We start from the raw sequence: 25875 nt of genomic DNA on the forward strand, positions 1-25875 counted from the left end.
GCCTCCTCGGCGTCCAGCTCGTGGAAGAACCGCAGCCGCCGGATGCCGCGTTCCCCGCCGAGGAAGTCCCGGACGAAGTCGCCGGCGGGCTCGGCCAGCAGTTCCTCGGGGGTGGCGTACTGCACCAGCGCGCCGCCCACCCGGAACACCGCGATCCGGTGGCCCAGCCGCACCGCCTCGTCGATGTCGTGGGTGACGAACACGATGGTCTTCTCCAGCTCGGCCTGCAGCCGCAGGAACTCGTCCTGCAGGCCGCGCCGCACGATCGGGTCGACCGCGCTGAACGGCTCGTCCATCAGCAGGATCGGCGGGTCGGCGGCCAGCGCCCGGGCCACCCCGACCCGCTGCTGCTGCCCGCCGGACAGCTGGGCGGGGTAGCGGTCGGCCATCGCCTCGTCCAGGCCCACCCGTTCCATCAGCTCGCGGGCCTGCCGGCGGGCCTCCTTCTTGGGGCGGCCCAGCAGGAACGGGACGGTGGCGATGTTGTCGACGACCGTACGGTGCGGGAACAGCCCGGCCTGCTGGATCACGTACCCGATGCCGCGGCGCAGCGTCGGCGGGTCGATCTCGCGCACGTCGCGGCCGTCGATCCGGACCGTGCCCGCGCTGGGCTCCACCATCCGGTTGATCATCCGCAGCGTGGTGGTCTTGCCGCAGCCCGACGGGCCGACCAGCACGGTGATCCGCCCTGCGGGGATCTGCAGGTCCAGCCCGTCCACCGCCACGGTGCCGTCGGGGTATCGCTTGGTCACGCCGTCGAAGGTGATCACGACTCGCTCACGTCCTCGGGCGCCGCAACGCCGTGCTCTGCCGATGGTCCGATCCGTCCGGACGGACGGGATTTACCCACCTTAGCGACTCGAATAGCCGAAAAATCTCCCCGCCATGCCGGGGACTCCGTCACACCGGAACCGGGCCGGTCGACTCGCGGACCCGCAGCGCCGGGGCGCGCACCACCCGGCGGCGGCCCCGGGACCGGCCGTCCACGGCGTCCACCACCACCCGCACGGCGGCGTTGACGATGCCGTCGATGTCCCAGTCCACCGTGGTCAGCGGCGGGGTGAGCAGCGCCGACATGGGGTGGTCGTCGTAGCCGCAGACCGACACGTCCCCGGGGACGTCCAGCTTCAGCTCGCGGGTGGCCGCGTAGACCCCGTAGGCGATGGAGTCGGAGAAGCAGAACACCGCGGTGGGCCGGTCCGGGGCGGCCAGCATGTCCATCGCCGCCTCGGCCGCCCGCGTCCAGGACTGGGAGGCGGCGACCACGGTGACGTCCAGGCCCAGCCGCCCGGCCTCGGCGTCCACGTGCCGGTCGGCGGGACGGTCGGGGGTGCTGGCCCGGGTGGAGGTGAGCACCCCGATCCGCCGGTGGCCGAGCGCCGCCAGGTGCTCCAGCGCCTGGGTGACCCCCGACCGGTTGTCGAACACCACCTCGCCCTGGGAGCGCCCGCCGCTCAGCGCGTCGCCGATGGACACCACCGGCAGCGTCTCGGCCAGCTCGGCCCACAGCGGGGCGGCCGGGTCCAGCGGCTGCACGATCAGCCCGTCCACCCGCTGGTCCCGCAGCCGCCGCGCCAGGTCCAGCTCCCGGGCGGGATCGCCGGCGGCGTCCAGGATCAGCGCGTACCGGTCCCGGCCGAACAGGGCGCGGCCGATGCCGACCGCCAGCGACTGCTGCCAGTAGTCCTCCAGCGACCCGCACAGCACCCCGATCATGCCGCTGCGGCCCAGCGCCAGCGCCCGGGCGATCGGATGGGCCTGGAAACCCAGTTCCTCGGCGGCGGCGCGGACGCGTTCCTGCGTCTCCTCGGAGGTCTGGATGCCGCGCAACGCGTAGGACACGGCCGCAGGCGACAGTCCGGTCGCCTGCGCCACCTCGCGGATCGTCACCCGTTTTCGCTTCCGGGGCACGCCGCCAACCCTACGCGGCGGCACCGACAGTCCACCGGCGGCCTCGGCCCGGCCGGTCATGCGCGTCCTCCTTCGCTCGGACGGCTCTCCCGCTCCCCTGCGGCGCGTCTTCGGGCCCCGGCTCGCTCAGGCGGGGCGGGCCAGGGACAGGGAGAAGTCCCCCGCCTCGTCGGTCCACAACGTGTCCAGGGCCAGTCCCGCGGCCCCCAGCTCGGCTTCCAGGCGTTCGCGGCGGAACTTGGCGGAGATCTCGGTGCGCATCTCCTCGCCCGCCGCGAACTCCACGGTCAGGCCCAGCCCGGCGACCCGCACGGTCTGGTCGGCGGCCGACCGCAGCCGCATCTCGATCCACTCGTTGCGGGGGTCCCACAGCGCCACGTGCTCGAACGCCCCGGGGTCGAAGTCGGCGTCCAGCCGCCGGTTGATCACGCGCAGCACGTTCCGGTTGAACTCGGCGGTCACCCCGCGGGCGTCGTCGTAGGCGCGCACCAGCCGGCCGGGGTCCTTGACCAGGTCCGCGCCCAGCAGCAGCGCGTCGCCGTCCTCCATCGTGGCCCGGATCCCCGACAGGAACGAGATCCGGTCGGCCGGGGCGAAGTTGCCGATCGTCCCGCCCAGGAACACCAGCAGCCGGCGCGTCCCGGACGGCAGCAGGTGCAGGTGCTGCTCGTAGTCGGCGACCACCGAACGCACCGTCAGGTCCGGGTAGTCGGCGGCGATCCGCCCGGCCGCGGCGGTCAGGAAGTCCCCGGACACGTCCACCGGCACGTACGCCCGCAGGGTGCCCGCCGCCGACAGGGCGTCCAGCAGCAGCCGGGTCTTCTCCCCCGATCCGGCGCCCAGCTCCAGCAGGGTCCGCGCCCCGGTGGCGGCGGCGATCTCGGCGGCGCGGGCGCGCAGGATCTCCCGCTCCCGGCGGGTCGGGTAGTACTCCTCCAGGCGGGTGATCTCCTCGAACAGGGCGCTGCCGTGCTCGTCGTAGAACCATTTGGGCGGCAGCGTCTTGGGCGTGGCGGTCAGGCCCGCCGCCACGTCCCGGCGGAGCGCCTTGTCGAGATCGTCTGCGGTCAGGAAGCGGTCCACGGATCCTCCTCGTTCGCTGGTCACAGGGGGGTGATGCGGATGCCGGCGAGGTCGGCCCGGTCGACGACGACCAGGCTGCGGTCGGGCACGGGACGCCAGGCCGGGTCGTCGTCCAGGGGTTCGGAGGAGATCAGCACCTCGCCGGGCCCGCCCCGCACGAACAGCGAGTCGCCCCAGGTGGTGGCGGCCAGCGCGGACCCGTCGGCGGCCAGCAGGTTGTAGCGGCCGGGCGAGATCGCCGCCACGGCGGTCACGGTGTCGGCCAGGCCCTCGCCCAGCGCGGCGCCCTCCCGCCAGCGCCGCGCCGCCAGCGCGAACACCAGCGCCGAGTCCACGGGGGCGCGGGCGTCCGGGGCGTGCGACAGGTCCCCGGCCAGTTCCCGGAGCTTGCCCTCGACCCCGTCGAAGTCCGCCACCTTGCCGTTGTGGCTGAACAGCCGCCCGCCGGCGCGGAACGGCTGGGCGCACGACTCGTCCACCGGGAACCGGGTGGTGGCCGAGCGGATCGCCGCCACCGCGCAGGACGCCTCCACCGCCTCGGCGACCTCCCGGAACGAGCGGTCGGTCCAGATCGGCTGCGCCCGCCGGAACCGCATCGCCCGGCCCCGGTGGTACCAGCCGACGCCGAACCCGTCGGCGTTCAGCAGGTTGCCCTGGGTCATGCGGGGCGCGTACGACTGGACCTCCAGCGAGTACGGCCCCTCGAAGACCAGCGACTCCAGGGTCCGGGGCGGGCCGAGGTAGCCCAGATGGCGGCACATCAGCGGGCCTCCACCGCGTCGCGGGCGCAGCGGAACCCGGTGAAGATCTGCCGCCGGATCGGATAGTCCCAGTTGCGGAACGTCCCGCGGCAGGCCAGCGGGTGGGTCGCCCACGATCCGCCGCGCAGCACCTTGTAGCCGGGCCCGAAGAAGACCTCCGAGTACTCCTTGTAGGGGAACGCCCGGAATCCCGGATAGGCGGTGAAGTCCGAGGACGTCCACTCCCACACGTCCCCGATCATCTGCTGCACCCCGTATGCCGAGGCCCCGCCGGGGAACGACCCGACCGGGGTGGGCCGCAGCCGCCGCTGCCCCAGGTTGGCGCGGCCCTCCTCGTAGGCGTCGCCCCAGGGGAAGCGGCGGGAGCGCTGCGCGGCGGGGTCCCAGCGGGCCGCCTTCTCCCACTCGGCCTCGGTGGGCAGCCGCTTGCCCGCCCAGCGGGCGTACGCGTCGGCCTCGTACCAGCTCACATGCTGCACCGGCTCGTCCGGGGGCACCGGCTCGACGCGCCCGAACCGGCGGCGCACCCACTGGCCGCCCTCCCGTCGCCAGAACCCGGGGGCGCCGCGGTCCTTGGCGGACCGCCACTCCCAGCCCTCGGGGTCCCACCAGCGGGGGTCGTCGTAGCCGCCGGCCTCGATGAACGCGATGTAGGCCCGGTTGGTGACCGGGAAGGTGTCGATGTAGTACGCGGGCAGGTCGACGATGTGGGCTCCGCGTTCGTTGTCGTAGGCCCACGGGTCGTCGGAGGTGCCCATCTCGAACGGGCCCGCCTCGATCAGCACCTCGGTGGGGAACATCCCGCCGATGCGGGCCGGCACCGGCTCGTCCGGGTCCAGCAGCGCGGGAGCGCCCTTGCGGAGCTGGTGGGTGGCCAGCATGGTCTCGTCGTGCTGGTGCTCGTGCTGGACCACCATCCCGTACACGAACCCGCCCGCGGTCAGCGGATCGTCCTCGCGGAACCGGATCCGCTCCAGCGAGTCCAGCACCTTGGCCCGCACCGTGCCGATGTAGGCGCGGGCCTCGTCCGGCGGCAGCAGCGGCAGCGCGGGCCGTTCGGCGCGGGGGTGCTCGAACGCGTCGTACAGGCTGTCGATCTCCGGCCGCATCGGGTCGATGCCCGCCGCCGCCCGCAGCAGCCACAGCTCCTCGTAGTTGCCGACGTGGGCCAGGTCCCACACCAGCGGCGACATCAGCGGGGAGACCTGCGCGGTCAGCTCCGCGTGGTCCAGCACCCGGGTGGTCAGCCCCAGGCTGCGGTCGCGGACCGCGCCCAGTTCGGCGGCGATCAGCTCCTTCAGGTCGTCCTCGGCGAGGCCGGCCGGGGCGGCCGGGCCGGTCGGGTCGGTCCGGGGTGTCACGGTGCGGCCTCCAGCAGGTGGGCGTGGTCGAGGTCGTCGGCGGGGCAGCGGCCCCGGTCGACATAGCGGTCGGCGTACTCGGCGACCAGCGGCGCCAGCCCGGCCGCCCCCATCCGGGGCAGCGCCTCCAGCGCGGCGGTGAAGCAGGCGCGGGCGGCCCGGGCCAGCGCCGGGTCGGCCAGCGCGTCCCGGGCGGCCTCGGCCCAGCGGCCGGCCACCGGCGCGGTCGCCTCGGCGGCGGCGTCGGCGGCGCGCGGGTCGTCCAGCAGCGCGGCGGCGACGGCGACCGGAACCGGCCAGTACCGGACCGGCAGCGCGTCGATCATCCGCAGCTCCAGCCAGCCGCGCGGGCGGACCGGCGGGAACAGCGTGGACAGGTGGTAGACGAGGTCGTCCAGGTCGGGCTCGCCCTTGGCCAGCCACTCGCGGAACGTCATGCCGGGCGCGCCGGTCCAGCACTCGCCGGTCCCCGGGCGCGGCCGCACCAGCATCACCTGGGCGTCCAGGGCGTACCGCGCCCAGGCGTCGGCCGGGTCGGCGCCGTCGCCGGACGGGACCGGCAGGGTGCGGGCCGGGTCCAGGGCGTTCCAGATCCCCTGCCGGGTGGAGCGCAGGCCGGTGCGCCGCCCGGCGCGCAGCGGCGAGTTGGCGAACGCGGCGACCAGCACCGGGCCGAGCGCGTGCGCCAGCCGCCAGCGGGCCAGCGCGTCGGCGGGGTCGGCGCCGATGTCCAGGCAGACCTGCACGGACGCGGTGCTGCACATCATCGTCAGGCCCGCGTCGGCGAACCCGCCGACGACGAAGTAGTCGCGCATGCAGCCGTAGCGCGGATGGTCGGCCTGGAAACACGGGACACGCACCGGGTCCACGCCCCGGCCGGCCAGTTCCAGCGCGTGTTCGGCCAGGCCGGCGCGGACGTATTCGATGTCGGCCGACAGCGCCCGGTGCAATGCGGCCAGGTCGCCGAAGGGCGCCGAACTCAATTCGAGCTGCCCGCCGGGCTCGAAAGTGATCGCGCTTCCGCCGGGCGGCGGCCCGGCCCGCTCGACGACCGTGCGCAGCCGGCCGATCGCGACGTGCGCGCCGGGCGCGTTCCGGTCGACGACGAGCCACTCGGTCTCCGCCCCCACCGTGCCGGGCGGGCCGTTCTTGAAGCAGACGCCGTGTATGTGCTCGTAGACGTCGTCGATGGTCAGCCGGTGCATGTGCCGCCTCCCCCTCCGGGCCCCGTAAGGCGATGATCGGGAGGCCTTCCCAGCTGAACCGGATCAATAATCCGCACATCACTCGAAATCCGCGTGAACGTCACCGCACATGCACCAGGAGGCATACCGCTGTGCAGATGTGACATAGTGCGCTATGGTCCGGTCTCCACCGGTACGCCCGCCGTTTCACGCCGGTCGCATCCCGCACCGGCGGTCCCAGCAGGATCGGAGGACACATGCCGGGGACCCCGGAGGCCCTGTACGACGCGCATGCCGCCCGCCTGTACGCCTACTGCTGGTCGCTGGTGGGGGACGGCGCCGAGGAGGCCGTCCGCGACACGTTCGTGGCCGCGACGAAGCACCCGCCGCGCGGCGACGCGGTGCTGTGGCTGTACGCGCTGGCCCGCTCGACCTGCATGGACCGCGGGGCGCTGGACCGCGCCTTCCATCCGGGCCGGCTCGGCGCGCCCGACGACCCGCTGCTGTGGGCGGCGGCCGGGCTGCGCGCCGACCACCGCGAGGTGCTGCTGCTGGCGGCGGGCGAGTGGCTGGACCTGCCGGACATCGCGGTGGTGCTCGGCGTCGCCGCCGACACCGCCCGCCAGCTCCTGCAGGTCGCCCGGACCCGGCTGGACCGCGCGGTGCTGGACCTGCTGATGCGCCGCCCCGGCTCGCGCTACGACGCGGAGCTGATCGCCGCGTTCGAGAAGGGCGCGCTGCCCCGGACGCTGGCCCGCCGCGCCCCCGACCGGCCGCCGCACCGGCTGCGCGCCCACGTGCTGGCCGCCTGCGCCGCCGAGCGGGAACGGCCGCTGTCCACGGTGACGGCGACCTCTCCGCTGGTGGTGATCGGATCGGCCGCCGCCGGCCGCCCGGCGGCGAACCGGCGCCGCGCCAAGGGCCTGTCCGCGGTGGCGGGCCTGGCCGCCTCGGCCGCCGCCACGGTCGGCATGGTGGCCGCGTGGGCGGGCGCCAAGGGCGGCGGCGCGGGCTTCGACGCGCTCGGCCCGATCACCGGCCAGGGCGGCCCGTCGACCGCCCAGTCCGTGCCGGTCAACTCGCCCACCACGGCCACGTCGCGTCCCACCGACCCGGGCGCGCCCGCGAACGGCGGCGCTCCCAGCGTCGCCGGCCCGCAGAACTCCACGAGCGACCCGTACGTGTCGCAGCCCTACGGGGGCTCCCCGTACGGCGGCGCCCCGACCGCTCCGCAGCCCCCGTCGCGGACCGCGCCGCCCACGACGACCGCTCCGGCGAACCCGCAGACGCCGACCGTCCCGGCGCCCGGCGACACGGGCGCTCCGGCCCCGACCGAGCCCACCACGCCGCCCCCGACCGACCCGCCGGTCACGGAGCCCCCCGCGCCGTCCACGCCGGTCGAGACGCCGGTCGACCCGCCCGTGGACGTCCCGGACCCGACCTCCAACCCGTCGCCGCAGCCGTCCCAGGAGGGCTAGCGGGCCACGCGCCGCGTCCGCCGGCGGTCTCGGTCCCAGCGCGGACGCCGTGCCGCCGTGCCCGTCCCCCGGAACGTCCGGAGCTCAGCGCGGGGCCCGGGGCAGGCCGAGGCCGATCATGGCGATGAGCTCGCGCTGGATCTCGTTGACGCCGCCGCCGAAGGTCAGCACCAGGGAGCCCTTGGCGGTGCGGTCCAGGCGCTCGACGAACGTCCGGGTGGCCGGGTCGCCGGGGTCGCCGTGGCGGGCCAGCACGTCGCCGACGATGCGGCCGACCTCCAGCATCCGTTCCGAGGCGTAGATCTTGGTGGCCGAGGCGTCGGGGGCGCCCAGCCAGCCCAGGTCGAGGCCGGCGGCGACCTGCCAGTTGAGGAACTCGTTGACGCGCAGGTAGGCGCGGACCCGGGCGAGGGCGCGGCGCACCTCGGGCAGCTCGACCAGCGGCCTGCCGTCGGCCGTGACGGCGGTGCGGGCCCAGTGCGCGAACTTGTCGTACAGGTGGCCGAGGTTCCCGGCGGGGCCGAGGGTGACCCGTTCGTGGTTGAGCTGGTTGACGATCAGGTCCCAGCCCTTGTTCTCCTCGCCGACCAGCATCCCCGCCGGCACCTTCACGTCCTGGTAGTAGGTCGCGTTGGTGTGGTGCAGGCCGTCCATCGTGATGATCGGCGTCCAGGAGAACCCGGGGTCGCGGCAGTCCACGATGAGCACGGAGATGCCCTTGTGCCGCCGGGCCCGCGGGTCGGTGCGGGCGGCCAGCCACACGTAGTCGGCGTGCTGCGCCCCGGAGGTGAAGACCTTCTGCCCGTTCACCACGTAGTGGTCGCCGTCCCGCACGGCGGTGGTGCGCAGCGCCGCCAGGTCGGTGCCCGCGCCGGGCTCGCTGTAGCCGATGGCGAAGTGGCACTCGCCGCGCAGGATCCGCGGCAGGAAGAACTCCTTCTGCTCCGGCGAGCCGTACTGCAGGATCGTGGGGGCCACCGAGTTCAGGGTGATCAGCGGGTACGGGACCTCGGCGCGGGCGATCTCGTTGGCGAAGATCTGCTGCTCGATCGGCCCGTAGCCGCGCCCGCCGTACTCCTTCGGCCACGCCACCCCGAGCATCCCGTCCGCGCCGAGCCGCCGGCAGTGCGCCATGTAGGCGGGCCCGAACGGGTCGGCGGCGATCTCGGCGCGCTGCTCCGCGGTCAGGCATCCGGCGAAGTACCCGCGCAGCTCGTCGCGCAGCCTGCGCTGCTCGGCGGTCAGATCGATGAACACCGGCGGCTCCTAGTCGATCCGGTCAGTCGATGACGGCGAACGCGTCGCCGATGGCGTCCAGCTGTGTCTCGGCCCCGCCGAGGAGGTGGGCGTAGTGCTTGCCCCACGCGAAGTACCGGTGCAGCGGGTAGGTGACGTCCAGGCCGATCCCGCCGTGCAGGTGCTGGCAGGTGTAGAGGGCCTCCAGCACCGGCCCGCAGGCGTTGAACGCGGCGATCGCCAGGACCTCGTCGGTGTCGGGGGCCTGCCCGGCCAGCCGCCACACGCCCGCCCACATCGCCACGTCCAGCGCCCGCTTGGCGATGTAGACGTCGCCGACCTGCATGGTGACGGCCTGGAACTGGGCCAGCTTCCGGTCGAACTGCTCGCGTTCCTTGACGTACCCGGTGGTGATCTTCAGGGCGCCCTCGATGACCCCGGACACCTGGGCGACCGCCCCGGCGACGGCCGAGCGGCGCAGCGTGCGCCAGGCCGCGCCGTCCGCCGCGCCGCCGAGCAGCCGGTCGGGGGCCACGCGGACGCCGTCCAGGGCGATGCGGGACATCGGCTCCCCGGTGGCGGCCGGATGCGGGTCGAGCCGCACCGCGTCCCGGTCCACCAGGAAGACCCCGACCCCGACGCCCTCCACCCGGGCCGGGACCAGGATGCAGGCGGCCTGCTCGGCGTAGGGGACGAACGTCTTGACGCCGTCGAGGACGTAGCCGCGGCCGTTCCTGCGGGCCGTCGTGCCGACCTCGCCCGCCAGGCCCGGTTCGCGGTAGGCCCCGGTGAGCACCTTCTCGCCCTCGGCCAGCCCGGCCAGCAGCGCCCGCTGCCCGGGGGTGCCGTGCTCGGCGACGGGTACGGCGGCCAGCGCCAGCGAGGCGTAGGCGGGGACGGGCGCGACATGGGCGCCGACCTCCCGCAGGATCACCGCCAGCTCGATCGGGCCGAGCCCGGCGCCGCCCGCCTCCTCCGGCAGGCACGCGCCCAGCAGCCCGGCCTGCCCGAGGGCCTTCCAGACGCCCGCCTCGTACGGCGCCCCGGACCGGTCGTGGGCGTCCAGCCGCTCGGTCGCCGCCTCCCGGGCCAGCAGGCCGGCGGCCAGCTCGCGCAGCTCCCGCTGGGTGGGGTCGAGGTCGAAGTCCACGGGGCGCCCCCCTTGTCGGAACGGCCGGACAGAGCGCCAAACTAGAACAGATTCTATTTACTGTCCAGAGTCCGCCCCGCACTACCCGCGATCATGCGTTTGGCCATGCACTGTCAGGGTTGGACCCGCTTGTGGAGTTTCCCATACCGGCCCCTGGGCACGACCGAACAGATAACGCGTTCTCGTAGTGCCTGTAGGCTGGTGCCGCACGATCCGCTCGTTCCTCGCACCCCGCCCCACGGGGGACCCCGCCAAGGAAGGGCCCAGCACAGTGACCGCAGCGCCGACCCCAGCCCCGGAACCGACCAGGGCCGAACCGCAGCCGGCCCGCTCCCGCAGCCAGCACGAACGCCGCAAGAAGATCATCAAGGCGGCGGCGGCGCTGGCCTCCCGGGGCGGCGTCGAGGCGATGCAGATGCGCACCGTGGCCGAGCGCGCCGGGGTGGCGCTGGGCACCCTCTACCGCTACTTCCCGTCCAAGATGGACCTGGTCGTCGCGGTGGTCGGCGAGGAGCTGGACGTGCTGGAGGCCGGCATCGACAAGCGCCCCCCGCACGGCGCCGCCCCCGCCGAGCGGGCCGTGGACGTGCTGGCCCGCGCCACCCGGGGGCTGATCCGCGAACCGGAGCTGGCCGAGGCGCTGATCCGGGCGCTGCTGCTGTCGGACGTGCGCACCGGGTTCGGCGACCGGATGACCAACCTGCTGGCGCGCGCCGCGGCCGGGCCGGACGCCGAGATCCCCGCCGGCGACCCGCGGCGGGTGCTGCTGCGGGCGCTGGCCGGGCTGTGGACCATCGAGATGATCGAGCTGCTGCACGGCCGCGGCACCGTCGAGGAGATCACCGAACGGCTGGAGATCGTGGCCGCCCGGCTGATCGACTTCTAGGGCCGCGCGGTCTCCGACGTGCCGATCTGGACGATCTCACCGCCCCTGACCTGGAACACGTGGACCACCGCCCTCTCCAGGTGCCCGTCCGGCCGGAACCGCAGCCGCTGCCCGAGCCCCGCCGCGTTCATCGTCCCCAGGTGGCGGTGGATCGCCTCGCGCGTGGTGTGCCCGGCCTTGACCGCCGAGACCAGCGCCAGCGCCGCGTCGTACCCCTCGACCGTGTAGAGACCCGCCTCCCTGCCGAACGCGGATCGGAACAGGTCCCGGAACGACCGCACGGGCCCGGTGGTGTGGGCGGCCGGATCGGTGCACGAGCAGAACAGCACGGTGCCCTCCGCCTGCTCCCGGCCGGCGTCGGTGACGAACTGCTCGGTCAGCGACGCGTCACTAAGGTAGAACGGCGCGCGCACCCCGGCGGCCCGGGCCTGCTCGATCAGCCGGGCCGCCGCGTCGAACAGTCCGGGATAGAAGACCGCGTCCGGGTCGGCGTCCTTGATCCGCTCGACCTCGGCGCGCAGGTCCCGGTCGGTCCAGCCGATGACGATGTCGCGGGTGACCCGCACCCCGCGCCCCTGCAGGGCGAGGGCCACGTGGTCGGCGAACGGGCGGGTCCAGCCCTGGTCGTCGCCGACCACGACGACGTGCCGGGGCCGTTCCTCGCGCACCATCGTCTGGGCCAGCCCGGTCAGGGAGACCTTGATCGGGGGCACCACCAGACGGAGATACCCCTGTCCCCCGGCCGGCTCCTGACCGGTGGCGCCCGGCGAGACCATCGGCACCCGGTTGGCCTCCAGATAGGGCCCGGCCAGCGACGCGTCCGCGCTGAACAGCGGCCCGATCACCCCGACCACCCTGTCGTCGGCCGCCAGTTGCCGTGCCCTGGCCAGGGCCGTGCCGGCCTCCCCGGCGGTGTCGTAGTCGACCAGTTCGATCCGGGTGGCGGGCCGGCCGGCGTTGTACTGGTCGACGGCGACCTCCGCACCGTCGCGCATGTGCCCGCCGAGCGCCTTGAACCCGCCGGTGGTGGCTCCGAGGAAGGCCACCTGCACCGAGGCCGGGGCGTTCGACCCGCCCTTCCCGGCCCGGTCGTTCAGCACCACGAACGCCGTGACGCCCGCGGCCACCACGGCCGTCATCGCCCCGGCCAGCAGCGGCAGCACGACCCGCCACCGCATCGGCGGGCGCGCCGCCGGCTTGACCGGCCAGGGCAGGGGACCGGGCGGCGGCGCGACCGGCGGGAGCGTGCCGGTGGCCAGGGTCGCCGCCCGGGCGAGCAGATCGGGTCCGCCCGTGCGGGGGGCCGCCCCCACCTGCCCGAGCAGCCCCATCAGGACGGCGTCGCTACCGGGCCGCCGCGCCGGGTCCTTGGCCAGGCATCCGGCCACGATCCCGGTCAGCGCGGGCGGCAGCGCCGACAGGTCGGGCTCGGCGTACAGGATCCGGTGCATCACCGCCGGGATGGAGTCGTCGCCGAACGGCGCCCGCCCGGTCGCCGCGAACAGCATCGTCGCCGCCCACGCGAACAGGTCCGCCTGCGGGCCGATCGCCCCGCCCGCCACCTGCTCGGGCGCCATGAACGCGGGCGTCCCCACGACCTGGCTGGTCATCGTGACCGCCCCGGAGTCCAGCGCCCGCGCGATGCCGAAGTCGATCACCCGGGGACCGTCCGGCCCCATCAGCACGTTGCCCGGCTTGAAGTCACGGTGCACGATCCCGGCGCGGTGGACGGCCGCCAGCGCGGTCGCGGTCCCGATGGCCAGCCGGACGAGCGACTGCGCGTCCAGCGGGCCGCCGGCCGCCACCTGCTCCTTGAGCGACGGCCCGGGAACGTACTCGCTGACGAAGTAGGGCGTGTCCCCGGCGATGTCGGCGTCCAGCACCTGCGCGGTGCAGAACCCCGACACCCGCCGCGCCACCTCCAGCTCACGGATGAACCGGCCGCGCGCCCTGGCGTCCCCGCTCAGCCGCGCGTGCAGCAGCTTGACCGCCGCCCGCCGGCCCTGGGCGTCCCGCCCGAGGAAGACCGTGCCCTGGCCGCCCTCCCCCAGCCGCCCGACCAGCTCGTACTCCCCCAGCCTGGGCGGATCCCCGGGCCGCAGGGGCGTGGCACTCGTTCCCTCAGTGGTCACCGGCGCTCTCCGTGATCGGCGGATCTTCCGCTCATTGTGGACGCCGCCCGGTGCGCCGGGGTTGGCGTTCAGCCGGTCAGCCGGGTCCAGCGGTCGCGGAGCGCCCGTTCCCCGGCCGGGGACAGGTCGCCCAGGAGCCGCAGGCGGGCCAGGCCGCCGTCGGGGTAGATGTCGAGCCGGACGTGGGTGGTCTCGGGGGCGTCCGCGAGGCGGAAGCGGTGCCGCAGGTCGGGCTGCAGCCGGGTGCGTTCCAGCAGCGGGAACCAGGCGTCCGGGTCGGCGTGGGCGTTCATGCCGGACAGGGCGGCCCAGCCGGGGGCGTTGAAGCGCAGGTTGGAGGTGTCGATCTCGGCCAGCCGGACCGTCCCGGCGGCGGCCAGGGCGATCACCGCCCAGTCGTTGCCGCCGCCGCGGCGGCGGGCGGTCTCCCAGCCCTCGGCCTGGGTGCGGGCCAGGCCGGGCATCAGCATGCCGGCGGGCGAGGAGTAGAACTCGTCCGAGCAGGCCGTCACCCGGGCCCCGTTCTCCAGCGCGGCCAGGTCCACGGTGAGACCGTCCAGCAACGCCGGGTCGGGCACCGGCTCGCCGTGCACCCGCAGCCGCGCCACCCCGCCGTCGGGGTGGATGTTGAGGCGGACGTGGGTGAAGCGGCGTTCCACCTCGACGGGGAACGCGTGCGCCCGGTCGCCGCCCAGCGGGCTGCGCGGGACGATCTCCACCCAGCCGGTCAGCTCGTCCGGCGCGGCGTACCCCTCGGCGGCGCACGCCTCCACCGACGCCACCGGCGGGAAGTTGCCCTTGAACCAGGCGGTGTCGATCACCACCCCGCGGATCACGCCCGGCACGCCGAGGCGGACGACCGCCCAGTCGTGGCCCAGCTCACCGCGCGCGTCGGGGCGCCGCCGCCGGGTCTCCCACCCGTCGTACTCCTGGCCGCGCGGCCCGAACGTCTCCGGGCGGAACGCGGGCGCCCACGGGTTGATCAGGTTCTCCTTCACCGCGAACGACTCGTCGCTGGCGGCCACCACCGACCCGCCCAGCGGGCGCACCGCCAGATCCGGCAGCGCGGCGAAATCACCTTCGGCCATCCCCGCAGTGTTCCACGAGAAAACTGGACAGGCGTTGTCAGGTTTCGGTGCGAGCGTGGACCCCATGAACGACGCACTCAAAGGAAAGATCGCGCTGGTCGCGGGGGCGACCCGGGGCGCGGGCCGGGGCATCGCCGTCGAGCTGGGCGCGGCCGGCGCCACCGTCTACGTGACCGGGCGCACCACCCGGGAACGGCGCTCGGAGATGGACCGGCCGGAGACCATCGAGGAGACCGCCGAGCTGGTCACCGCCGCGGGCGGCGAGGGCATCGCGGTGCCCTGCGACCACCTGGACCGCGAGCAGGTCCGCGCGCTGGTCGAGCGGATCGACCGCGAGCAGGGCCGGCTCGACGTGCTGGTCAACGACATCTGGGGCGGCGACCACCTGGCGAGCTGGACCGACAAGGTGTGGGAGCACGACCTGGACAAGGGCCTGCGGCTGCTCCGGCTGGCCGTCGACACCCACATCATCACCAGCCACTACGCGATCCCGCTGCTGATCCGCAACCCGGGCGGACTGGTCGTGGAGGTCACCGACGGGACCGACGAGTACAACCGGGACCACTACCGGATCTCGTTCTTCTACGACCTGGCCAAGATCTCGGTGAACCGGATGGCGTTCGCGCTGGGCAAGGAGCTGGCCGAGCACAAGGCGACGGCGGTGGCGGTGACGCCGGGCTGGCTGCGCTCGGAGTTCATGCTCGACACCTACGGCGTCACCGAGGCCAACTGGCGGGACGCCTGCAAGGAGAACCCGCACTTCATCATCTCCGAGACCCCGGCGTTCATCGGCCGGGCCGTCGCGGCGCTGGCGGCCGACCCGGACGTGGCGCGGTGGAACGGCAAGGTCACCTCCAGCGGCGACCTGGCCAAGGTGTACGGGTTCACCGACGTGGACGGCAGCCGCCCCGACGCCTGGCGCTACATCGTCGAGGTCCAGGACGTTCCCGGCAAGCCCGCCGACGCCACCGGCTACCGGTGATAGAGGGCGGCGAGGCGGGTGGCGGCCTCGGCCATGCGGTCCCGTAGTTCCGGGGGGTCGAGGACCTCGACCTCGGGGCCGAGCCGCATGAGCTGGGTGTAGGCGACGTCGAGGGACTCGACGGGCAGGCGGGTGGTGACCCGGCCCTGCTCGTCGGGTTCCCCGGCGGTCTGCAGGGCGCGGCGGGAGGCGGGCGGCTCGACGGCGTACCGCAGCAGGCGCACGCCCGCCGGGGTGAGCCGGATCCCCACCGTCTCGTGCAGCAGGGTCTCCACGAACTGCGCCGCCCGCTCCGCCCAGAAGGCCCGCAGGTCGAACGACTCGTCGCGGTCGAACGTCCGGCCTGCGGGCTCGACGGCGCTCACCCGGTCGACGCGGTAGGTGCGGTGGTCGCCGCCCACCCGGCCGACCAGGTACCAGGTGCCGCCCTTGAGGACGAGCCCGTACGGGTCGACGGTCCGCGTCACCTCGCGGTCCCGCCGGTAGCGCAGCACCACCGTCTCGTCCTGCCACACCGCCCGCGCCAGCGCCGCCAGCATCGGCGGTGGCCCGGTGTCGTCGAACCATCCGGCGACGTCCAGATGGAACCGCTGGCCCGTCCGCACCGGCGCGTCCTGCAACGACGACGGCAGCGCCGCCAGCACCTTCAGCCGGGCCGCCGCCACCGCGTCGGCCAGCCCCATGTCCTCGGCGGGCCCGGTCAGCCCCGCCAGGAACAGCGCCTCGGCCTCCGCCCGGCTCAGCCCGGTCAGCCGGGTCCGGTAGCCGTCCACCAGCCGGTAGCCGCCGCGCCGCCCCTGCTCGGCGTACACCGGGATGCCCGCGGCCGACAGCGCCAGCACGTCCCGGTAGACGGTCCGCTCGGAGACCTCCAGCTCGCGGGCCAGCTCGGCGGCCGTCATCGTCCCCCGCGCCTGCAACAGCAACAGCAGCGACACCAGCCGCGACGCGCGCATGGTCCCGGTCTACAGCACGTCGGCGGCCAGGCGCATCAGCCTGCGGTGGGCGTCGGCGCCGCGGCGCGCGACCTCGTCCTGCGCAACGGTCGCCAGCTCGCCGTCCGAGACCACCGTCCGGCCGCCGACCAGCAGGCGGGCCAGCGGCGGGGTCTGGCCGTAGGCGAGCGCCACCACCGGGTCGTCCAGCGCGGCGTGGAACCCGTCGACCCGCCACAGCGCGATGTCGGCGAGCTTGCCGGGCTCCAGCGTGCCGATCTCGTCGTCGCGGCCCAGGCAGCGGGCGCCGCCGAGGGTGGCCATCTCCAGGGCCTGCCGGGCGGTGAGCGCGGTGGGGCCGTACCGGGCGCGCTGCAGGTACATGGCCTGGCGGATCTCCCCGGCCAGCGGCACCATCTCGGCGGAGGCCGCGCCGTCCACGCCCAGGCCGACCGGGACGCCCGCGGCCAGGGCGTCGGCGACGCGGGCGATGCCGGCCCCGAGACGGGCGTTGGAGCTGGGGCAGTGGGCCATGCCGGTGCCGGTCCCGGCCATCGCGGCGATGTCGGCGTCGTGCAGGTGAACGGCGTGCGCGTACCACACGTCCGGCCCGAGCCAGCCCAGCGTCTCCATGTACTGGACGGGCGTCATGCCGAACTGGGCGAGGCAGTACTCCTCCTCGTCCAGCGTCTCGCTCAGGTGGGTGTGCAGCCGGACGCCCTTGGCGCGGGCCAGGTCGGCGGACTGGACGAGCAGGTCCTTGCTGACCGAGAACGGCGAGCACGGCGCGACCGCCACCCGCAGCATCGAGCCGGGCGAGGCGTCGTGGTGGCGGTCGATGACGGCCTCGGTCTCCGCCAGGATCGTGTCGAGGTCCTCGACCACCTCGTCCGGCGGCAGCCCGCCCTGCGACCGCCCCTTGTCCATCGACCCGCGGCAGGGGTGGAAGCGGATGTGCAGCTCGGCGGCGGCCTCCACCTCGGCGGCGAACAGGTCGCCGCGGCCGGAGGGGAACAGGTAGTGGTGGTCGGTGCTGGTGGTGCAGCCCGACAGCGCCAGCCAGCCCAGCCCCGCCGACGCGGCCCCGTGCACGACCTCGGCGTCCATCTTCGACCAGGGCCGGTACAGCGTCACCAGCCATTCGAACAGGGTGCTGTCCTTGGCCAGGCCCTGGCTCGCCCACTGGTAGAGGTGGTGGTGGGTGTTGACCAGGCCGGGCGTGGCCAGGCAGCCGGTGCCGTCGATCCGCTCGTCGGCGTCGCCGGGCGCGGGGCCGGGGCCGACCGCGGCGATGCGCCCGTCCTCGACGACGACGTGCCCGCCGGGGTGTTCGGGCCCGGCGACGGTGACGACGTGGGCGTTCTCGATCGCGATCCTCATCGGGCCGCCGCCTTGCGGGAGGCGGCGAGCCGCACGGCCTCCAGGATCTTCTCGTAGCCGGTGCAGCGGCACAGGTTCCCGGCCAGCGCCTCGCGGATCTCCGCGTCGGACGGCTGTGGGGCGCGTTTCAGCAGGTCGTGGGTCTGCACGATGAGCCCGGGGGTGCAGAACCCGCACTGCACCGCCCCGCACTCCACGAACGCCTCCTGCACCGGGTCCAGCCGTTCCCCGTCGGCCAGGCCCTCGATGGTGCGGACCTGGCGGCCCTGGACCTGCCCGGCGGCCACCAGGCAGGAGCACACCGTGACGCCGTCCAGGTAGACCGTGCAGGATCCGCACTCGCCCTGCTCGCAGGCGTTCTTGGAGCCCGGCAGCCCGAGCCGCTCGCGCAGCACGTACAGCAGGCTCTCGCCCTCCCACACGTCGTCGACCGTCTCGGCCGACCCGTTGACGGTGAACGTCACCCTCATCGCGCCGTTCCCCCTTCCGCCAGATGATCGTTCCACGCCCAGGTCAGCGTGCGCCGCGCCATCACCGACAGCGCGTGGCGGCGATAGGCGGCGGTGCCGCGCACGTCGTCGATCGGCGCGGCGGCCCGCCCCACCAGCTCCCCGAACCGCGCGGCGACCGCCCCGTCCAGCGGGGCGTCCCAGTCCAGTTCCCCGGCCAGGAACTCCTCGGCCTCCGTGGCCCGGATCGGCGTGGGCGCGGCCGACCCGATCCCGGTCCCCACCCGCCCGCGGGCCGGATCCAGCGCCAGCGCGAACGAGCACACCGCGATCACCATCGCGTTCCGCGTCCCGATCTTGGAGAACTGCTGCGGTCCCGGCGCCGGCTCGACCCACACCGCCCGGATCAGCTCGTCCTCGCGCAGCGCGTTCCGCTTCACCCCGACGTAGAACTCCTCGGCGGGGATCATCCGCACCCCGTCCGCCGCCGACTCCACCTCGACCTGCGCGCCGGCGGCCAGCAGCGGCGGATGGCAGTCCCCCGCGGGCGAGGCCGCCCCCAGGTTGCCGCCCACGGTCCCCCGGTTGCGGATCTGCGGCGACCCGACCGTCCGCGCCGCCTGCGCCAGCCCCGGCGCCCGATCGCCCAGCTCGGCGATCAGCCGCGCGTACGGCACCCCGGCCCCGATCCGCAGCCGCCCGTCCGCCGTCTCCCACGACGTCAGCTCCGCCACCGGGTTCAGGTCCAGCAGCGCCCCCGGCCGCCGCACGTCGAAGTTGATCTCCACCATGACGTCGGTGCCGCCCTGGATCGGCACCGCGTCGGGCCGCTCCCCCTTCAGGGCGAGCGCCTCCTCCCAGCTCAGTGCCCGCAGGAACTCCATCCCCCCAGTCTTCCGCCCCGGCCGCCCGCCGCCGACCGCACGATCTCCAAAACCCCCGCCCGAAAATGGGCATGTTTCACGACTCAACGGCAGAGAGTGGATCAAGACGGAGAATTCACCGTTCTGCGTACGCTGGCACCACGCGGTCCCTACGATGCTCGGAGCCGATCGTGATGGAGAGGTCGCACATCGTGAGCATCACCACCATCAGCGAACATCCCGTCAAGCTGCCCGACACCGCCCACGCCATGTGGGAACGGGGCGAACTGCGCGACTTTCTGCACCTCCCGCACGACCACTCCAAGGTCGAGATCATCGAAGGGAAGATCGTCGTGTCACCAGCCCCCCGCGGAGGGCACGCCGGCGTCATCAAGAGCCTGATCCGCGCTCTGGTCAATGCCCAGGCCGCCGATCCGGAGTTCCCCTGGGACTTCGAGACCAATTTCGACCTCAACCTGGTCTCGACCGGTCAGGGGTACTGTCCCGATCTCATGGTGATGCGCGCCGAGGTGGCCGAGATGATCGAGCGGGGCGACGATCGCCACTTCCTGCCCGACCATGTCGAGATGGTGGTGGAGATCACCTCGCCTTCCAATGCCGCCATCGACCGGGAGCCCGTCAAGGCCCCGAAGGCCAGGAGCAAGAGCCCGGCGACCAAGTGGACCGGGTACGCCAGGGCGGAGATCCCCTACTACCTGCTGGTGGACCGCGACCCCAAGGGTCCGCTCATCACGCTGTACTCGGTCCCGGATCCGGCCGCCGGGGCCTACCTGCACTCCGATGCCTGGGAGTTCGGCGACACCGTGACGCTCGAGCACTTCGGGCTCGAGATCGACACCACCGGCTGGGCGCCCTGGAAGGACTGACCTCGGGCGAACCTCGCCGATCCCCCTGAAGGGGGAACCGATCTCGGGGATTCTGCGTTCCAATGGTTGGGCCAGGGTTGGGAGTGGCGAGGGGAATCGATGACCGAGCAGCCGCATCAGCCACATCAGCCGTATCCGCCCAAACTGCCGCCGGGGCCCGAGGCGCAGCCGCCGCCTGCGGTGAACGTGCACCTTCACCATCACGGGGTGCCGCCGGGGGCCGTGGTGGTGCGGGACAACAGCAGCATCCATCTGTTCCACCTGATCCTGACGGTGCTGTCGTGCGGGGCCTGGGCGCCGATCTGGATCATCCACGCGATCGTGATGGCGGTGAAGCAGCCGGGGGCTCCGCTGCCGCCGGTGCCGGGGGCGCCGATGACGCCGGAGCAGAAGAACCGGATGGCGCTGGAGCAGGCGCACGCGCGGATCCGGCGGCGGCAGGAGGCGCGGACGCTGGCGATGCAGGATCCGCTGACGGCGCGGGAGCTGATGATCGGGCGGACGGACATGCCGCCGGACCGGCGGCCGTACGACGACGGCGGGCTGATCGACGTGAACGTGGTCCCGGCCCAGGAGCTGACCCGGTTCGGGCTCAGCATGCAGGACGCGGAGCGGATCGTGCGGCTGCGGGCGGAGACCGGCGGGTTCAGCTCGGCGGAGGATCTGGCGGTGGTGGCGAACCTGCCGCCGCACCTGGTGCCCGAGCTCAGGGAGTACGGGCTGTTCCTGCGCTGAGCGCGGGTCACCAGTCCGCCGCGCCGGTGAGGTCGGTGGGGGCCGGGTCGTAGCCGAGGACGTCGCGGGCGGCGGTGATGTCCAGGGTGCGTTCCACCGCCAGGTGACCGATCGCGTAACGGGTCAGGCGGGGCGGCCGGGGGCGGCGCGCGGCCAGGAACACGCCCTCGACGGCGGTGGCCAGCGGCCACACCGCCGCGAGCGGCAGGTAGACCGGGCGGGCGGCGATGCCGCGTTCGGCGAGGACGGCGCGGAGCGCGTCGTCGAGGGTGACGGGGGCGGCGTCGGTGACGTTGAAGACGCCGTGCTCCACCGGGCCGGTGGCGGCCAGCGCGCAGGCCCGCACCAGGTTGCCGATCGAGGTGAGGCTGATGAGCTGCCGGCCGTCCCCCACGGCGGGCAGCAGCGGGCCGCGCACCGCCCCCAGCACGCGCGGCAGCAGGGTGGTGTCGCCGGGGCCGTAGACGGCGTGCGGGCGCAGGATGATCGCGGGACGTTCGCGCATGGCGGCCAGGACGGCGCGTTCGGCGGCGGCCTTGGACGCGCCGTAGCCGTTCAGGTAGCGGGCGACCGGGGCCTCGTCCTCGCGGGCGGCGACGGTCGGGCGGTACGGGTCGTACACGCTGGCGGTGCTGACGTGGACGAACCGCGCCTCGGGGAACGACGCCAGGACGTTGCGGGTGCCGCCGAGGTTGGTGCGGAAGAACTCGCCGACCGGCCCCCAGTCGGTGACGCTGCCCGCGCAGTGCACGACCGCGTCCACGTCGGGCGCGTCGGCCAGCGGCCCGGCGGTGATGTCCCACGACCGGTACGGGGCGCCGCCGACGTGCGAGGGATCCACCCGGGGGCGGCGGCCGTAGGCGAACGTCTCGACGCCCTGTTCGGCGAGCGCCCGGCACACCGCGCCCCCCACGAACCCGGACGCCCCGGTCACGGCGATCCTCACGGCGCACCCCTCCTGCGGACGACGAACTCCCGGTAGGTCGGGATCAGCACGCCACGGGCGGCGCGGCGGCGGACGACCGTCAGCGGCGCGGCGTCCAGCACCGTCGAGGCGACCGCGCGGACCTCGGCCATGGCGATCGGGTAGCCGATGCAGAAGTGCGGCCCCGCCCCGAACCACAGCCGCCGCAGCTCCGGCGGGTGCGGCCGGTCCAGGTCGAACGGCCCGTACGCGCGGCAGCAGTTGTGCGTGATGATCAGCACCCGGTCCCCCGGCCGCACCCGCGCGCCGCCGATCCGCGCCGGGGCGTGGACGCTGCGGAGCATCACCGGGGTCGGGGTGATGTACCGCATCGCCTCGTCGAGGGCCGCGCCCAGCAGCGACCGGTCGGCGGCCACCCGGTCGAGTTCGCCGGAGTCGTGCAGCAGGGCGATCAGGCGCGGCACGTAGGTGGCGACCGTCTCGGTGCCGGTGAGGAAGAACGCGCCCGCCGCCCCGCGCGCCTCGTCCTCCGACAGGCCGAGCAGCCGCATCCGGCCCATCACCGTGTTCTCGTCCCCGGCGGCGTACGCCTCGGCGGCGATGTCCCCCAGCGGGCCCAGCACGGCACGGGCGCGTTCGATCTGCGCCGGGGAAAGGCGGCGGGTCCGCAGCGAGACCATCGACACGATCCGCTCGCCCTGCTCGAACAGATGCCGGTACCCGTCCTCATCGCCTATGCCCTGTGGGGGGACGACCTCCCGCGCCCCTCGATCGCGGGGGCTCGTCGCGGTCGTCCGTCCCGCCAGGCCGATGACGTCCCCGATGACCGCCCCGGCCATCACCCGCATCGTGTCCACGAGGTCGACCTCCTCGCCCCGCGCCAACCGGGCGGCGAGCCGTTCCAGCGGCTCGGCGAGGATCTCGGCGCACAGCCGTTCGGCGTAGCCGGGGGTGAACAGGTCGGTGAGCTTGCGGCGCAGCGCCCGGTGGGCCTCGCCCTCCATGTTGAGCAGCACGGACGGCCCGAGCACGGGGGTCCACAGCTCGCCGGGAGAGCCGGGGCCGTCCTTGCGGAACGTCTCTCCGTCCAGGAGCACCCGCCGGGCCAGGGCCGCGTCGTTCACCACGACTCCCACGCCCGGCACCCGCACGGCCGGGCCGCACCGGGCCAGGCCCCTCAGCAGGGGGTAGGCGAACGGATGGGCGGCCAGGTAGAGCCGCCGTTCCCAGGAGCCGGGGTTCATCTGACGTCCACCACGCCGGGGGTGTAGCGGTGGTCGGCGTACCAGGCGATGGTGCCGAGCAGGCCGTAGGCCCGCAGCCGCCGTACCGAGCCGTACACGACCACGTCCTTGCGCAGCCCGTACGCGGTGGTGATCCTGCGCACGCGGTTGACCAGGGCGCGGTCCTCGTGGACCTCCTCGATGGCGGTGCGCGGGAAGCCGCCGGCGCGCTCGTACAGGGTGGCGTCGATCGCCAGGTTGCAGCCCGGCATCATCAGGTACGGCCCCAGGTAGGCGGGGTCCTGGTTGCCGGGCCGCAGGCGCCCGACGAACGCCGCCGTCTCCAGCACGGCGGGCAGGATCCGCCGTTCCCACAGTTTGAGCCGGAATTCGTCGGTGCGGGGCCGCAGCGGCCCGCTGACCATCTGCAGCCCCTCGGCGAACGCCCGCTTGACGGCGGCGACCCAGCCGGGGTGGGGCAGGCAGTCGGCGTCGGTGCGGGCCAGATGGGTCGCCCCCTGTTCGATGGCGTACCGCATCCCTGTGTCGGCGGCGGCCCCGGTGCCTTTGCGCGGCTCGGTGACCAGCCGCAGGGCGAGCCCGGGATGCCGGTCGGCGAACTCCCGGACGATCTTCGCGGTGGCGTCGGTGCTGCCGTTGTCCACCACGACGAGACGGAAGTCGCGGTCGGTCTGCTCGGCCAGGCGGCGCAACGTGCCCCCGATGAGACGTTCCTCGTTGTAGGCGGGGACGGTCACCCATAGATTCACCTGCGCAAAGGTACAGAACCGGGCATCGAACACCATGAGTTCCCCTACTCGGGGCGGCCCGGGTCAAAACACGGGGGTGCGGGTGAGGTACGGGGCGAGGGCCGCGGCGCGGCATGAGGCGCGGCTGCTGTGGGCGGGCAATCCGGGGCTGTACGCGCTGCTGCAGGCGGCCCGGCACACCGCCCCGATCCAGCGGTTCCCCCGGATCGGCTGGGTGGTGACCGATCCGGTACTGGCCCGCCGGGTGCTGAACGACGCGGCGGGCTTCGGCATGTCCGGGGAGGGCGGGGTGGGCCATCTGTGGGCCCAGTTGTTCGGCCCGGAGATGGGCGCCCTGTTCGGCGGGGCCAGGCACGCCGAACTGCGCGCCCGTGCCCGTGACCTGTTCACCGAGGAGGGCGCGCGGACGCTGGTCGAACGGGCCCAGGGCGGGCACTACCGGATGCTGGCCGGGCGGCTGGCGGACGGGGAGACGGTCGACGTGGCCGACGCCACCCGGGTGCTGGCCGGGCGGCTGGTCGCCGACCTGCTGGGCATGCGGCTGGACTCCCCCACTGACGACGCCTACCGGGGGATCTTCGCCGCCGGGGAACGGCTGGCCGGGCTGGCGATGGGCACCACCGCCTCGACCGTGCTGCCCGCCGAGCGGATCCGCCGGGCCCGCGCCATCGTCGGCGACATCACCCGGGGCGTCGAGGAGGGCTACCGGACCGCCGGGCCGGACACGATCCTGGGCCGCTGCCGGGAGATGGGGCTGGGCCTGCCGCTGACCCGGGGCCTGGCGACGCTGCTGGCCATCGCGGGCACCGAGACCGGCGCCTCCGGCACCGCCCGCACGGTGGCGCTGCTGCACGACACCGGGCAGCAGGCGGCGCTGCTGGCGGACCCGGGCCTGATGCCCGGCGCGGTCCGGGAGGGCCTGCGGGTCACCACCCCGGCCCCGGTGATCGGCCGGGCGGTCATGACGGACGCCGAGGTGGGCGGGCGGCTGCTCCGGGCGGGAGAACGCGTTCTACTGATGACCTACCTGGCGGACAACGCGGTGGGGCCGTTCGACGTGCGGCGCGAGTACGTGCCCGAGACCCGGCAGTTGTGGTTCGGGGCGGGGCGGCATCTGTGCCTGGGGGCGGCGGTGGCACGCACGCAGATCACCCGGATGCTGGAGACGGTGACGGCGGCGGGGCCGTACCGGATCGTCGCCCGCCGCCCGGCCCGCCGGGTGCTGGTGCCCGCCTACTCCGCGCTGCGGGTGCGCGCCGAGGGTTGACCGCCTTCCGGCCGGTCGAATAGAACGTGTTTCAGAAATCGCCTGGCAAGCGCTTGGCGCAGCAGCGAGGGAAGGGCAGGGACCTGTCATGCGAGCCGCCATCCTGCACGCCGCCGGGGACACCGAGATGGACCTGCGCGACGACGTCACCCTGAACCCCCCGGAGGCCGGCGAGGTCCGGGTGCGCATCCGGGCGACCGGGATCTGCCACTCGGACCTGTCGGCGATGAGCGGCGTGCTGCCCACCACCCTGCCCGCGGTGCTGGGGCACGAGGCGGCCGGCGAGGTCGTCGAGGTCGGGCCGGGCGTCACCGCGCCCGCCGTGGGCGACCACGTCATCATCAGCTTCACCCCGGCCTGCCGGCGCTGCCCCGAGTGCCTGGCCGGGCAGCCGTACCTGTGCATGTCCGGGATCGCCGACGCGTTCGGCAAGGCCCCGTTCCGGCACGGCGGCACCGACGTCTACCGGATGGCCGGGTGCGGCTCGTGGGCGGAGGAGACGGTGGTGCCGGCCGCCGCCGCCGTCCCGGTCGACCCGGACGTCCCGTTCGACCTGGCCGCCATGATGAGCTGCGGCGTCACCACCGGCGCGGGCGCGGCGCTGAACACCGCCCGGATCCGGCCCGGCGACAGCGTCGTGGTGATCGGGGCGGGCGGCGTCGGGCTGTCGGTCATCCAGGGCGCCAGGCTCGCCGGGGCGGCGGTGATCGTGGCGGTGGACCCGCTGGAGGCCAAGCACGAGACCGCGCTGCGGTTCGGCGCCACCCACGCCACCGCCCCGGACGGGCTGGCCGAGCTGCAGAACGCGCTGACCGCCGGGCGCGGGTTCGACCACGCCTTCGAGGCGGTCGGCCGGTCGGCCACCATGCGGGCGGCCTGGGACGCCGCCCGGCGCGGCGGCGACGTGATCCTGGTGGGCGCGGGCGCGGCCGACGACACCTGGCAGGTGGACATGTTCTCGCTGCTGTTCCTGGGCAAGAACGTGCTCAGCTCGCTGTACGGGACCTCCGACGTGGAGCGCGACGCGCGCCGCTGGACGGACCTGTGGCGCGCCGGCCGGCTGGACCTGGCAGGGCTGATCACCCGCCGGATCCCGTTCGAGGAGCTCAACGACGGGATCGCCGCGCTGCGCAAGGGCGAGGTGATCCGCCAGGTGGTGCTGTTCGACTAGCGGCCCGGCCTGGCGCCC

At 74.3% G+C, this 25875-nt stretch carries 23 protein-coding genes and 1 pseudogene; 7 read left to right on the plus strand and 17 right to left on the minus strand.

Annotated elements, in window-relative coordinates; all coding sequences use genetic code 11:
• Positions 1–23: 23 nt before the first annotated feature.
• The 6 genes and pseudogenes from HNR21_RS31310 to egtA form a co-directional block, all read right to left on the minus strand.
• A pseudogene (locus HNR21_RS31310) lies at positions 24–770 on the minus strand (ABC transporter ATP-binding protein); the annotation flags it as partial.
• A 130-nt stretch (positions 771–900) separates the two neighbouring features.
• Positions 901–1911, minus strand: a complete 1011-nt coding sequence (locus HNR21_RS31315) for a LacI family DNA-binding transcriptional regulator (protein ID WP_182707985.1) — start codon at positions 1909–1911, stop codon at positions 901–903.
• Between the two features lie 126 nt (positions 1912–2037).
• Positions 2038–2994 carry an L-histidine N(alpha)-methyltransferase gene (gene egtD / locus HNR21_RS31320; protein ID WP_182707986.1) on the minus strand — a complete coding sequence of 319 codons (957 nt, stop codon included), beginning with the start codon at positions 2992–2994 and terminating at the stop codon, positions 2038–2040.
• Positions 2995–3014: 20 nt separating this feature from the next.
• Positions 3015–3755, minus strand: a complete 741-nt coding sequence (egtC, locus tag HNR21_RS31325) for an ergothioneine biosynthesis protein EgtC (RefSeq protein WP_182707987.1) — start codon at positions 3753–3755, stop codon at positions 3015–3017.
• Complete coding sequence (gene egtB, locus HNR21_RS31330) at positions 3755–5116, minus strand: ergothioneine biosynthesis protein EgtB (protein ID WP_182707988.1); 1362 nt, start codon at positions 5114–5116, stop codon at positions 3755–3757. Before egtB ends, egtC begins: the two co-directional genes overlap by 1 nt.
• Complete coding sequence (gene egtA, locus HNR21_RS31335; protein ID WP_182707989.1) at positions 5113–6321, minus strand: ergothioneine biosynthesis glutamate--cysteine ligase EgtA; 1209 nt, start codon at positions 6319–6321, stop codon at positions 5113–5115. Before egtA ends, egtB begins: the two co-directional genes overlap by 4 nt.
• A gap of 236 nt (positions 6322–6557) precedes the next feature.
• Here egtA and HNR21_RS31340 point away from each other — a divergent pair, with 236 nt between their 5' ends.
• Complete coding sequence (locus tag HNR21_RS31340; protein WP_182707990.1) at positions 6558–7778, plus strand: RNA polymerase sigma factor; 1221 nt, start codon at positions 6558–6560, stop codon at positions 7776–7778.
• Positions 7779–7862: 84 nt separating this feature from the next.
• On the opposite strand, the gene HNR21_RS31345 is transcribed toward HNR21_RS31340, so the two are convergent.
• Both HNR21_RS31345 and HNR21_RS31350 read right to left on the minus strand, forming a co-directional pair.
• Positions 7863–9035 (minus strand): acyl-CoA dehydrogenase family protein, encoded by a 1173-nt coding sequence (locus HNR21_RS31345; RefSeq protein ID WP_182707991.1) that lies wholly within the window; start codon positions 9033–9035, stop codon positions 7863–7865.
• A gap of 22 nt (positions 9036–9057) precedes the next feature.
• Complete coding sequence (locus tag HNR21_RS31350) at positions 9058–10164, minus strand: acyl-CoA dehydrogenase family protein (protein WP_182707992.1); 1107 nt, start codon at positions 10162–10164, stop codon at positions 9058–9060.
• Between the two features lie 271 nt (positions 10165–10435).
• On the opposite strand from HNR21_RS31350, the gene HNR21_RS31355 reads away from it, so the two are divergent.
• Complete coding sequence (locus tag HNR21_RS31355; protein WP_119729107.1) at positions 10436–11050, plus strand: TetR family transcriptional regulator; 615 nt, start codon at positions 10436–10438, stop codon at positions 11048–11050.
• On the opposite strand, the gene HNR21_RS31360 is transcribed toward HNR21_RS31355, so the two are convergent.
• Complete coding sequence (locus HNR21_RS31360) at positions 11047–13182, minus strand: bifunctional serine/threonine-protein kinase/ABC transporter substrate-binding protein (protein WP_312881446.1); 2136 nt, start codon at positions 13180–13182, stop codon at positions 11047–11049. The two genes, HNR21_RS31355 and HNR21_RS31360, sit on opposite strands and share 4 nt — an antisense overlap.
• A gap of 68 nt (positions 13183–13250) precedes the next feature.
• Entirely contained in the window at positions 13251–14270 is a 1020-nt protein-coding gene (gene alc, locus HNR21_RS31365; RefSeq protein WP_182707993.1) for an allantoicase, read from the minus strand.
• Positions 14271–14334: 64 nt separating this feature from the next.
• Here alc and HNR21_RS31370 point away from each other — a divergent pair, with 64 nt between their 5' ends.
• Complete coding sequence (locus HNR21_RS31370; protein ID WP_182707994.1) at positions 14335–15252, plus strand: SDR family oxidoreductase; 918 nt, start codon at positions 14335–14337, stop codon at positions 15250–15252.
• On the opposite strand, the gene HNR21_RS31375 is transcribed toward HNR21_RS31370, so the two are convergent.
• The 4 genes from HNR21_RS31375 to HNR21_RS31390 are packed head-to-tail and all read right to left on the minus strand — an operon-like array spanning position 15243 to position 18900.
• Positions 15243–16208: a helix-turn-helix transcriptional regulator gene (locus HNR21_RS31375; protein WP_182707995.1), complete on the minus strand. Its 966-nt coding sequence runs from the start codon at positions 16206–16208 to the stop codon at positions 15243–15245. The genes HNR21_RS31370 and HNR21_RS31375 overlap by 10 nt on opposite strands.
• A 9-nt stretch (positions 16209–16217) precedes the next feature.
• Positions 16218–17567: an 8-oxoguanine deaminase gene (locus HNR21_RS31380; protein WP_119729102.1), complete on the minus strand. Its 1350-nt coding sequence runs from the start codon at positions 17565–17567 to the stop codon at positions 16218–16220.
• Positions 17564–18037: a (2Fe-2S)-binding protein gene (locus HNR21_RS31385; RefSeq protein WP_182707996.1), complete on the minus strand. Its 474-nt coding sequence runs from the start codon at positions 18035–18037 to the stop codon at positions 17564–17566. The genes HNR21_RS31380 and HNR21_RS31385 overlap by 4 nt, the downstream gene beginning before the upstream one ends.
• Complete coding sequence (locus HNR21_RS31390; RefSeq protein WP_182707997.1) at positions 18034–18900, minus strand: FAD binding domain-containing protein; 867 nt, start codon at positions 18898–18900, stop codon at positions 18034–18036. Before HNR21_RS31390 ends, HNR21_RS31385 begins: the two co-directional genes overlap by 4 nt.
• A 191-nt stretch (positions 18901–19091) precedes the next feature.
• On the opposite strand from HNR21_RS31390, the gene HNR21_RS31395 reads away from it, so the two are divergent.
• Both HNR21_RS31395 and HNR21_RS31400 read left to right on the plus strand, forming a co-directional pair.
• A complete protein-coding gene (locus tag HNR21_RS31395) occupies positions 19092–19766 on the plus strand; it encodes a Uma2 family endonuclease (RefSeq protein WP_182707998.1) in 675 nt (224 codons plus the stop codon).
• A gap of 99 nt (positions 19767–19865) precedes the next feature.
• Positions 19866–20501, plus strand: a complete 636-nt coding sequence (locus HNR21_RS31400; RefSeq protein ID WP_182707999.1) for a ComEA family DNA-binding protein — start codon at positions 19866–19868, stop codon at positions 20499–20501.
• Positions 20502–20508: 7 nt separating this feature from the next.
• Here the strand turns inward: HNR21_RS31400 and HNR21_RS31405 are convergent, their stop codons facing one another.
• The 3 genes from HNR21_RS31405 to HNR21_RS31415 are packed head-to-tail and all read right to left on the minus strand — an operon-like array spanning position 20509 to position 23419.
• The gene (locus HNR21_RS31405; RefSeq protein WP_182708000.1) at positions 20509–21447 is read right to left on the minus strand and encodes an NAD-dependent epimerase/dehydratase family protein; all 939 of its coding nucleotides are present in this window, start codon (positions 21445–21447) and stop codon (positions 20509–20511) included.
• Positions 21444–22670 (minus strand): cytochrome P450, encoded by a 1227-nt coding sequence (locus HNR21_RS31410; RefSeq protein WP_182708001.1) that lies wholly within the window; start codon positions 22668–22670, stop codon positions 21444–21446. The genes HNR21_RS31405 and HNR21_RS31410 overlap by 4 nt, the downstream gene beginning before the upstream one ends.
• Positions 22667–23419, minus strand: coding sequence for a glycosyltransferase family 2 protein (locus HNR21_RS31415; protein ID WP_312881449.1), 753 nt, complete (start codon positions 23417–23419; stop codon positions 22667–22669). Before HNR21_RS31415 ends, HNR21_RS31410 begins: the two co-directional genes overlap by 4 nt.
• Positions 23420–23501: 82 nt before the next feature.
• On the opposite strand from HNR21_RS31415, the gene HNR21_RS31420 reads away from it, so the two are divergent.
• Positions 23502–24686, plus strand: a complete 1185-nt coding sequence (locus HNR21_RS31420) for a cytochrome P450 (protein ID WP_312881450.1) — start codon at positions 23502–23504, stop codon at positions 24684–24686.
• Between the two features lie 88 nt (positions 24687–24774).
• Positions 24775–25857 carry an alcohol dehydrogenase catalytic domain-containing protein gene (locus HNR21_RS31425; RefSeq protein WP_119729093.1) on the plus strand — a complete coding sequence of 361 codons (1083 nt, stop codon included), beginning with the start codon at positions 24775–24777 and terminating at the stop codon, positions 25855–25857.
• Positions 25858–25875: the final 18 nt, after the last annotated feature.

Source organism: Thermomonospora cellulosilytica, from assembly GCF_014138835.1.
Lineage (GTDB): Bacteria > Actinomycetota > Actinomycetes > Streptosporangiales > Streptosporangiaceae > Thermomonospora > Thermomonospora amylolytica.

What these genes read in the sequence shown, in the direction of transcription:
- egtC (WP_182707987.1), bottom strand. Translation starts at nt 3,755, where the DNA reads ATGTGCCGCCATCTGGGCTACCTCGGCCCGCCCCGGACCCTGGAGTCG.
- egtA (WP_182707989.1), bottom strand. Translation starts at nt 6,321, where the DNA reads ATGCACCGGCTGACCATCGACGACGTCTACGAGCACATACACGGCGTC.
- HNR21_RS31340 (WP_182707990.1), top strand. Translation starts at nt 6,558, where the DNA reads ATGCCGGGGACCCCGGAGGCCCTGTACGACGCGCATGCCGCCCGCCTG.
- alc (WP_182707993.1), bottom strand. Translation starts at nt 14,270, where the DNA reads ATGGCCGAAGGTGATTTCGCCGCGCTGCCGGATCTGGCGGTGCGCCCG.
- HNR21_RS31370 (WP_182707994.1), top strand. Translation starts at nt 14,335, where the DNA reads ATGAACGACGCACTCAAAGGAAAGATCGCGCTGGTCGCGGGGGCGACC.
- HNR21_RS31375 (WP_182707995.1), bottom strand. Translation starts at nt 16,208, where the DNA reads ATGCGCGCGTCGCGGCTGGTGTCGCTGCTGTTGCTGTTGCAGGCGCGG.
- HNR21_RS31380 (WP_119729102.1), bottom strand. Translation starts at nt 17,567, where the DNA reads ATGAGGATCGCGATCGAGAACGCCCACGTCGTCACCGTCGCCGGGCCC.
- HNR21_RS31385 (WP_182707996.1), bottom strand. Translation starts at nt 18,037, where the DNA reads ATGAGGGTGACGTTCACCGTCAACGGGTCGGCCGAGACGGTCGACGAC.
- HNR21_RS31390 (WP_182707997.1), bottom strand. Translation starts at nt 18,900, where the DNA reads ATGGAGTTCCTGCGGGCACTGAGCTGGGAGGAGGCGCTCGCCCTGAAG.
- HNR21_RS31400 (WP_182707999.1), top strand. Translation starts at nt 19,866, where the DNA reads ATGACCGAGCAGCCGCATCAGCCACATCAGCCGTATCCGCCCAAACTG.
- HNR21_RS31410 (WP_182708001.1), bottom strand. Translation starts at nt 22,670, where the DNA reads ATGAACCCCGGCTCCTGGGAACGGCGGCTCTACCTGGCCGCCCATCCG.
- HNR21_RS31425 (WP_119729093.1), top strand. Translation starts at nt 24,775, where the DNA reads ATGCGAGCCGCCATCCTGCACGCCGCCGGGGACACCGAGATGGACCTG.